This window comes from Comamonas sp. (genome assembly GCF_036666375.1).
Lineage (GTDB): Bacteria > Pseudomonadota > Gammaproteobacteria > Burkholderiales > Burkholderiaceae_C > Comamonas.
On record NZ_JAVWWA010000038.1, the window covers coordinates 1 to 8816 of the forward strand.

The 8816-nt window shown below is 67.4% G+C and carries 9 protein-coding genes and 1 pseudogene; 6 read left to right on the forward strand and 4 right to left on the reverse strand.

Annotated features, from left to right (window positions below; all coding sequences use genetic code 11):
- From RR928_RS11360 to RR928_RS11370, 3 genes and pseudogenes are all read left to right on the forward strand, one after another.
- Nucleotides 1–469, forward strand: a pseudogene (locus RR928_RS11360) (glutamine--tRNA ligase); the annotation flags it as partial.
- A 72-nt stretch (nucleotides 470–541) separates the two neighbouring features.
- Nucleotides 542–1474, forward strand: a complete 933-nt coding sequence (locus tag RR928_RS11365; RefSeq protein ID WP_332537658.1) for a class I SAM-dependent methyltransferase — start codon at nucleotides 542–544, stop codon at nucleotides 1472–1474.
- A 41-nt stretch (nucleotides 1475–1515) separates the two neighbouring features.
- Nucleotides 1516–2370: a peptidoglycan DD-metalloendopeptidase family protein gene (locus tag RR928_RS11370; RefSeq protein WP_332537657.1), complete on the forward strand. Its 855-nt coding sequence runs from the start codon at nucleotides 1516–1518 to the stop codon at nucleotides 2368–2370.
- Nucleotides 2371–2528: 158 nt separating this feature from the next.
- Here RR928_RS11370 and RR928_RS11375 read toward each other — a convergent pair whose 3' ends face one another.
- Nucleotides 2529–3080 (reverse strand): DUF2242 domain-containing protein, encoded by a 552-nt coding sequence (locus tag RR928_RS11375; protein WP_442881491.1) that lies wholly within the window; start codon nucleotides 3078–3080, stop codon nucleotides 2529–2531.
- A gap of 286 nt (nucleotides 3081–3366) precedes the next feature.
- Here RR928_RS11375 and RR928_RS11380 point away from each other — a divergent pair, with 286 nt between their 5' ends.
- Entirely contained in the window at nucleotides 3367–4194 is an 828-nt protein-coding gene (locus RR928_RS11380) for an META and DUF4377 domain-containing protein (RefSeq protein ID WP_332537656.1), read from the forward strand.
- Between the two features lie 37 nt (nucleotides 4195–4231).
- Here the strand turns inward: RR928_RS11380 and RR928_RS11385 are convergent, their stop codons facing one another.
- Entirely contained in the window at nucleotides 4232–4570 is a 339-nt protein-coding gene (locus RR928_RS11385) for a MoaF-related domain-containing protein (protein WP_332537655.1), read from the reverse strand.
- A gap of 284 nt (nucleotides 4571–4854) precedes the next feature.
- Here RR928_RS11385 and RR928_RS11390 point away from each other — a divergent pair, with 284 nt between their 5' ends.
- Nucleotides 4855–6090 (forward strand): MFS transporter, encoded by a 1236-nt coding sequence (locus RR928_RS11390; protein ID WP_332537654.1) that lies wholly within the window; start codon nucleotides 4855–4857, stop codon nucleotides 6088–6090.
- Nucleotides 6091–6094: 4 nt separating this feature from the next.
- Here the strand turns inward: RR928_RS11390 and rarD are convergent, their stop codons facing one another.
- Nucleotides 6095–6976, reverse strand: a complete 882-nt coding sequence (gene rarD / locus RR928_RS11395; RefSeq protein WP_332537653.1) for an EamA family transporter RarD — start codon at nucleotides 6974–6976, stop codon at nucleotides 6095–6097.
- A gap of 157 nt (nucleotides 6977–7133) precedes the next feature.
- On the opposite strand from rarD, the gene RR928_RS11400 reads away from it, so the two are divergent.
- A complete protein-coding gene (locus RR928_RS11400; protein ID WP_332537652.1) occupies nucleotides 7134–7946 on the forward strand; it encodes a pseudouridine synthase in 813 nt (270 codons plus the stop codon).
- Here RR928_RS11400 and RR928_RS11405 read toward each other — a convergent pair.
- Nucleotides 7885–8816: DHH family phosphoesterase (locus RR928_RS11405; protein WP_332549375.1), on the reverse strand; the 932-nt coding region annotated here is incomplete at its 5' end. The two genes, RR928_RS11400 and RR928_RS11405, sit on opposite strands and share 62 nt — an antisense overlap.

Genomic DNA, 8816 nt, shown 5'->3' on the forward strand with positions numbered 1-8816 from the left:
CAAGGGCTACAAGCGCCTGTTCCCCGGCAACAAGGTGCGCCTCAAGGGCGGCTATGTGATCGAATGCACGGGCTGCAACAAGAACGCCGCCGGCGAGATCACCGAAGTGCTGGCCCAGGTCGTGCCCGACACCAAGAGCGGCACGCCCGGCGCCGACAGCGTCAAGGTCAAGGCGGCGATCACCTGGGTGGGCGTGGCCGATGGCGTTGCCGCCGAAGTGCGCATCTACGACCGCCTGTTCACCGACGCCCAGCCCGACGCCGGCGGCAAGGACTTCCTCGCGCTGCTCAACCCCGACAGCCTCAAGGTCGTGACCGCGTTTGTCGAGCCTTCGCTGGCCAGCGCCGCACCCGACACGCGCTTCCAGTTCGAGCGCCACGGCTACTTCGTCACCGACCGCCAGGACCACGCGTCCGGCAAGCCGGTCTTCAACAAGATCACCGGGCTGAAAGACAGCTGGGGCAAGTAAGCCCGGCATCCGACGCACGCAAAGGCTGCCGCTGGCAGCCTTTTTCATCTCCTCCGCACATCCCAGGACCCCATGCAAGCCCTGCTCCACGCCATCGCCACGATGGAACTGCCCACCGATGCCCGGCGCATCTTCCATGGCCGCGGCGGCCTGCATCCGGGCTGCGAACAATGGGCGCTCGATGCCTATGCGCCCGTGCTGCTGCTGACCAGCTTCAAGCCGGTGCCTGAAGAGGAACTCGCGGCCATAGGCGCGGCGCTGGAGCAGCGCTGGCAGCAGATAGGCGCCGGCGCGCCGCTCAACTGGGTGTTCCAGTGCCGCCACGAAGGCCGCAGCGACACGCGGCTCATGGCCGGCAGCGTGCCCGAGCCGCATGTTGTCACCGAGAACGGCACGCGCTACCGCGTGCATGTGCTCAAGGGCCAGAACCACGGCCTGTTTCTGGACATGGCCGAAGGCCGGCGCTGGGTGCACGAGCATGTGGCGGCCCACCCCGAACGGGAGCGCGGGCTCAAGGTGCTCAACCTGTTTGCCTATACCTGCGCGTTCTCGGTCGTCGCGCGCCAGGCCGGCGCCCGGCAGGTGCTCAATCTCGACATGAGCAGCGGCGCGCTGGCCATAGGCCAGCAGAACCACCAGCTCAACGAAATCAGCGACGGCGCGAGCTTTCTCGCCCACGATATCTTCAAGACCTGGGGCAAGATCACGCGCGGCGGCCCCTACCATCTGGTCGTCGTCGACCCGCCGAGCTACCAGAAAGGCAGCTTTGTCGCGACCAAGGACTACGCCAAGCTGATGCGCCGCCTGCCCGAGCTGCTGCGCCCCGGCGGCCACGCGCTGCTGTGCCTCAACGCGCCCGAGCTGGGCCAGGACTTCCTGCAAAGCCAGATGCAGGAACTCGCGCCCGAACTCGCATTCGCCGGGCGCGTGGCCAACCCCGCGGTGTTCGCCGATGTCTCGCCCGAGCGCTCGCTCAAGGTGCTGGTCTACCGCGCACCCGGCTGAGACCTACGAAACCGGCCTTGGGACGGCGGCACAATGGCGCCATGCACCTGAATACTTCCCATCTGTCGCGCCGAACGGCATTGCAAGCCACGCTGTGCGCGCTGGCCAGCCCCGCGGCTTTTGCAGCTCCCGCCAAATTCGACATCTGGCCCCACGAATCGCGCGTTCCCGGCGGCGTGGCGCGCCTGTCGCTCGGGCCCGCGGCCCAGCGGCCCAAGGTCAAGGCCGGCGATTTTCCGGTGCTGGTCGCGGGCGACATGATCGAATGGACCGCCATCGTGGGCATTCCACTGTCGGCCGCGCCGGGCGTGCACCGCGTGCAGGTCGATGCCGGCGAAGGCCTGCAAAGCCTCGAGTACCGCGTGCGCGACAAACGCTATCAGGAGCAGCACCTCAAGGTATCGCCCAAGACCGTGGACCTCGCGCCCGAAGACCTCGCGCGCCATGAACGCGAGCGCGCGCACCAGCAGCAGGTGATGGCGCTGTTCACCGCGCAGCGCAGCGAAGACCTGCGCATGCGCGTGCCCGTGCCCGGGAGGCGCTCGAGTTCCTTTGGCCTGCGCCGCGTGTTCAACGGTCAGTCGCGCAATCCGCACAGCGGCATGGACATCGCCGCGGCCAAGGGAACGCCGGTCGTCGCACCGCTGCCGGGCAAGGTGGTCGATGTGGGGGATTATTTCTTCAATGGCGGCACGGTCTGGCTCGACCATGGCGCGGGCCTGCTGAGCATGTACTGCCACCTGAGCCGAACGGACGCCAAGCTCGGCGATGTGCTCGCCACGGGCGATGCATTTGCCGCGGTAGGCGCGACCGGGCGCGTGACCGGCCCGCACCTGCACTGGGGCGTGATGCTCAATCAGACCATGGTGGACCCGGCGCTGTTCGTGCCGGCGTAAGCGGCCGACACAACCCTTGAGGCGTCGCTGCAGCGCCTCGCCGGCCGCGCCTGGCCGGCCGCGCCTCGCCGGCCGCGCCTGGCCGGCCGCGCCTCGCCGGCCGCGCCTCAACCGCAGATCTTCGATTTGCGGGGTCGAATCAGCCGCTTCTAGGCGCCTTATTCTTCAGGCAACGCTTCCGATTGCAGGAAGCGCTTGACCAGATCGAAGAAGTTCTCGTAGAACGCGTCGACCGCAATCGTCTCGCTGCCGACCTTGACCATGGAGTCGTTGCTGGCCGCGAACGGCAGCGACACCGAGCCCAGCGCGCCCACGCCCAGGCTCGCGGAGTTCGCGCTTTTCTTCAGCGCATAGCGGTCCTGCAGCGCGGTGACGAAGCCCAGGCTCACGCCGTGATCGGCGCTTTCGGGCACGCAGACCACGCGTATCAGCATCTGCAGATGCACCTCGGGCTCGGGCTGGAAACTCTTTTGCCCCTCGACCAGATCGGCGCGCGCGTTGTTGATCATGTAGCCCTGGCTCAGCAATGCCCGGCGCGCGGCTTCGCAGGTCTGTGCGGGGGTGGCATCGAACAGCCGTGAGTAGGTGGCGGTCGAGGAGAAATCCTCCTGCGAGCGCACGCGCTTCATCGGTTCGCTGGCGCAGGCGGTCAGGCTTGCGGCCAGCGCCAGCCATGCCAGCGGCAAGAGGCTGCGCCGCCATCCGTCCATCCGTTTCTGCTTCACCACCAGGCGCTCCTTGTTCAATCGGTTACAGACGACTTCGTCCGACCGCGAAAATGCTCTCAAATTTTATAGCACACTGATCGCATCACTGTTGGTCCGCAGGTTACAGAAGCCGGGACTTCCGCAGAAGTCGCCAGCCCGTACACACTCTTGCGCAAACGTCCGACAAGCACTGCCTTGACCCAACTACGTGAGGACCTCACTGGAACCGGGCATGCTGCCAACTGTTGCAATTTTTCAGCCAGCCCTGCTGGCACCGAAAGGAAACTTCATGCGATTTTTTGGGATCCTGGCCTTGTCGGCCGGCCTCACGGCCTGCGCGACTTCGCAGACCGCCGTTCCTGAAACCGGTGCGGATGCCGCCACGCTAGAGGCCTACCATTGGCAATTGCGCGAAGTGCGCAACGACCAGGGCCAGCCGCAGGCGGGCTGGACCCTGCCGCCCGCTGCAGCCGCGGCCAACGCCGCGCCACCTGCCACGTCCCGCACGGTGGTGCTGAACTTTGCGCAGAACCAGGTCTCGGTGGGCAGACTGTGCAATGCGCTGTCGGCAGGCTACAGCCTGCAGGGCAATGCGCTGCATATCGGTCCCGTGCGCGGCACGCTGATGGCCTGCCCCGACTCCGCGGCCATGGTGCTCGAGCAGCAGGTCGGTCAAAGACTGCCCCAGGCCAGCCAATGGCGCATCGCCACAGCGCCGGCCGAGGCCGGCGCCACGCCCGCACCGATACTGACGCTGGTGTTCTCGGACGGCGGCCAATGGGTGCTCGAAGGCAAGCCCACCGACGCCACGCGCTACGGCAGCGCGGGCGAGCGCATGTTTCTGGAAGTCGCGCCGCAGCGCGTCACCTGCAGCCATCCGCTGATTCCCAACTACCAGTGCCTGCAGGTGCGCAAGATCGAATACGACGGCCAGGGCCTGAAGACGCACACCGGCCCCTGGGAAAACTGGTACGGCGAGATCCAGGGCTACACCCACCAGCCCGGCGTGCGCAATGTGCTGCGCATCCAGCGCTACCCCGTGGCCAACCCGCCCGCCGATGCCCCGGCCTTTGCCTATGTGCTCGACATGACTGTGGAGTCGGAAATCGTGCGCTGAGCCAAAGCGCAGGCGCAGCCCCAGCGGGGGCGCGCGTTCAGCGGAAGCGGAACTGTCCGTCGACGAACATCGACGCGCGCTGCACGCCGTTGGTGTTTTCGTCGGTATAGGACCAGAAAGCCTTGACCGTGCCCCGGGCGGTGTCGACCACCTGGCTCACGGTGAAGCCGCTTTTTTCTATCCAGTTGAGAAAGTGCAAGGTGTCGCTGAGCTGCAGATAGCTCAGGCGTTCGCGGCCTTCGGACGTGCCGCCTTTGCAGTCAGTGACCTTCCAGAAAAGCAGCCCCTGGGGCGAATAATGAACCAGGGCCTGGCTGTCCGGAAAGTCGATGACGGCCTCGCGTCCCAGGAGGGAACTGGTGTTGAGCAACGACATGGCGCGGTTCCTTTGCTGGTTGAATAAACCACTCACTGGGCAGGCACTGGTTGAGATTGTTGGATGCAAAACTGCAGAAAAAATGTGGGAATAGACCTCGTCCCCGAGTCATCCAATTTGCATCCTCGGCAATGATGCACGCGCTGGCGCGCGGCGCCGAGCAGCGCGCGCGGCTTTGGCGCACAATCTCGGCGCGTGCCGGGGCCGCCTTTTCATGGCCCTCGCCCCTTTCCAGACAGGTCCGCGCTTTGGCTTCTCCCTTTTCCCTTTCCGCTTCTGGCGCCTTGCGCCAGCCTGGTTTTCTTCCTTTTCTCACTGCCCGCCTGCTGGGCGTGTTTGCCCAGCAGATGCAGGCCGTGGTCGTGGCCTGGCAGGTCTATGACCTGACGCGCGACCCGCTGTCGCTGGCCTATGTGGGACTGGCGCAGTTCCTGCCGATGCTGCTGCTCTTGATTCCCGCGGGCGACCTGAGCGACCGCATGAGCCGCAAGCGCATCCTGGGCGCGAGCTGGAGCGTCGCCGCGCTGTGCGCCGGCCTGCTGTTCTGGCTTTCCGCCCAGCACACGACCAACGTCCACTGGATCTATGCGGTGCTGGTGCTGTTCGGCTGCAGCCGCGCGTTCACCGGACCGGCCATGCAAAGCCTGCTGCCGCAGATCGTCGCGCGCGAACATCTTGCCCAGGCGCTGGCGACCAACAGCATGCTGATGCGCACCGCCTCGATTGCCGCGCCGGTGCTCGGCGGCGTGCTCTATGCGCTGGGCGGCGGCGAGCTGACCTACGGCTGCGCCATGGCCGCGCTGGTGCTCGCGGTGCTGATGCTGGCGCGCGTTCCCGTGCTGCATGCCATGCCGCGCACCGCGCTGGCCGGGCGCATGTGGCAGCGTTTCGGCGACGGCATACAGTTCATCCGCAGCCGCCCCATCATCCTGGGCACGATTTCGCTGGACCTGTTTGCGGTGCTGCTGGGCGGCGTGATCGCGCTGCTGCCCATCTACGCGCACGAAGTGCTCAAGGTCGGCCCCGAAGGCCTGGGCATGCTGCGCAGCGCCATGGCCATTGGCGAAGTCGCGACCGGGCTGTGGCTCAGCGCCCGCCCGATACGCCGCCATGTGGGCCGCGTGATGTTCGCCGCCGTCGCGCTGTTCGGCCTGGCCAATCTGGTGTTCGCGCTGTCGACCTGGTTCTGGCTGTCGATCGCCGCGCTGATGCTGGCCGGCGCGGCCGACATGGTCAGCGTCTACATCCGCTCGGCGCTGGTGCAGTTCTCCACGCCCGACACCATGCGCGGGCGCGTCAACGCGGTCAACATGCTGTTCATAGGCTCGTCAAATGAACTCGGCGAGTTCCGCGCGGGCAGCAGCGCGGCCCTGCTGGGCGCGGTGCCCGCGGCAATTGCCGGCAGCCTGTGCACGCTGGCCGTGGTCGGCGGCTGGATGACCTGGTTCAAGCCGCTGCGCGATGTGGACCGGCTCGAGGACGCGGCGCGCATTTCGGGCGCGTCCGAACAGCAGGCCTGAAGAATCAGCGCCGGCGCTGGCGCAGCAGCTGCACCACGCCTTCGGCCAGCAGCACGGCAATTGCGGCAAACACCAGTGCATAGGTCGGCCACTGGCCGGGCTGCAGGCTTTCGCCCAGCAGCAGCGCGACCAGCACCAGCAGCACGGGCTCGACATACGACAGCAGCCCGAACAGGCCCAGCGGCAGCCAGCGGCTCGCGGCCATGTAGAGCGCCAGCGCCACGGCACTGACCACGCCCAGCAGCGGCAGCAGCGCCCACAGCGCGGGATGGTCGGGCAGCAGCGCCCAGCTCGAAGGCGCGCGGCCCATGAACCACAGCGCGGCCGGCACCAGCAGGGCCATGTCCAGCCAATGGCCGACGATTCCCGGAATGTCCAGCCGCCGGCGCAGCGCGAAGTACACGGGATAGCCCAGCGCCACCAGCCAGGTCTCCCAGGACATTCCGCCCGCCAGCCACAGCTCGTGCGCCACGCCCAGCGCCGCGAGCAGCGTCGCCAGGGCCTGGGCGCGTGACAGCCGCTCGCCATAGAACACGCGTCCGACCAGCACCATCGTCAGCGGCAGCAGGAAATAGCCCAGCGACACCGGCAGCGCGCGGCCGTGCAGCGGTGCCCACATGAACAGCCACAGCTGCACGCCCAGCATCGCCGCGCTCGCGAGCAGCGCCAGCGCCAGCGCGGGGCGCGCGCGCACGCGCCGCCAGACAGCCGCCAGCAGCGCGGTCTCCCCCAGCAGCAGCAGCATGAGCGTCGTGAACGGCAGCGTCAGCAGCACGCGCCAGCCGAAGATCTGTTCGCCGTCGAGCGGCGCCAGCCACGGAGAGAACGAATAAATCGCGCCGAACAACACCGATGCGAGCACCGACGCGACAATGCCTTTGAGCATTCCAACCTCTCCAATGCGGCGCACCGCGACAATCCCGCCCCGGGAAAACCCTTGATTGTGACCGCTGCGCGCGCGCACCGCAATGGTGCACGCCATGCTTCACGCCGCGCTGGCGTACAGTGCGCACCCGCCCCGCCTTTTTCTCAGGACCCGCGCCTTGCCCGAACTGCCGCCCCACGACCCCGCCCCCGCCCTGCATGTGCTCTGGCGCGACGAACATCTGATCGCGGTCTACAAGCCCGCGGGCTGGCTGGTGCACCGCACCGGCCTGGACGCGCACGAAACCCGTTTCGTGATGCAGACGCTGCGCGACCAGATAGGCCAGCGCGTGTTTCCCGTGCACCGCCTCGACAAGGGCACCTGCGGCGTGCTGGTGATGGCGCTGCACGCCGATGCCGCGCGCGCGCTGGGCCAGGCGTTTGAAAACCAGCAGACGCACAAGCGCTATCTGGCGCTGGTGCGCGGCTGGTTGCCCGGCGAAATCGACGTCGACCATGCGCTCAAGCCCGATGACGCGCCGGCGGATGCCCCGGTGCAATCGGCGCAGACCACGCTGCGCTGCCTGGCGCGGCTGAACTGGCCCGAAGCCTATGACCCGCGCCACGCGGGCACGCGGCTGTCGCTGGTCGAGGCCCTGCCGCTCACGGGCCGGCGCCACCAGATACGCCGCCACCTCAAGCATGTGGCGCATCCCATCATTGGCGACGCCACGCATGGCAAGGGCCCGCTCAACCGCTGGTGGGCCGAGCGCCTGGGCCAGCAGCGGCTCTGGCTGCATGCGCAGTCGCTGAGCCTGCCGCACCCGGTCAGCGGGGAAATGCTGCATTTACAGGCGGACTGGGCCGCGCTTGCGCCGCAGGTCGCGGATGTGCGCGACTGGCAGGCCCTGATGGCCTTGCCGGGCTGGGTTACTCAGCCGCCTGCGGATGCAGCTCGACCGGCTCAGGCTGGGCCACAAATGCCCCGCTGAGCAGCTCGCCCAGACGCGCAATCGGCATCTTGAAGCCGCAGGCCTGGGCATGGCCGCCGCCGCCCATGGATTCGGCCATGGGAATGCAGTTGAACTCCGAGCGCGAACGCAGACCGACCTTGACGCCGCTGGTGCTGGCATTCCACATCAGCGCAAAGGTGCCGCTTTGCTTGGCCAGCAGGTCGCCGACCTGGCTGTGGAACATTCCGGGCGCATTGACCATCAGGCCGGCGACGCCGTTGAAGACCACGGGCTGAGCGCCTTCGGCGATGTCGGCGCAGAGCTTCTGGAACTTCTCGTCCATCGCGTCGCCGCGCGCCATGAAGGCGACTTCCTGCTCGGGGGTGAACGCCGCGATCTCGGCCCAGCGCTCGAAGGTGCGCGGCTCCATATCGAGCGCGGCCAGGAACGCCGGGCTCTCGGGGTATTGCCAGGTCCAGATGTCGCGGTCTTCAATGCAGCGTATCAGCGCGGGCACGGGCTTTTCGGAATGGAAGAACTCCCAGGCCAGGCGCGCGCCCGACTTGTGCATGTCGAAGTGCACCACGCCGCAGCGGCACGAATAGCCGTGCAGCTTCTCGGCCGCGCTCTTGTGGTGGTCGAGCAGCACCAGCTTGGCGACGCGCGACTCGATTTCGGCCAGCAGTTCGGGGCCGAAAGCGAAATCGAGCACGTAGACCGCGCGTCCCGCGAGGTCGCCCAGCTCGTCGGCGCTGTTGATCTCGCCATGGTCGAGACCGCGGAATTCGGCCTGGCCTTCATAGAACAGCCAGGCGGCAAGCGCCGCGCCGTAGCCATCGGGGCAACGGCGTCCGTGGTAGAGGATCAGGGGACGGGGGTCGTTCTTGGCCGGGCCGACCAGCAGCTGCA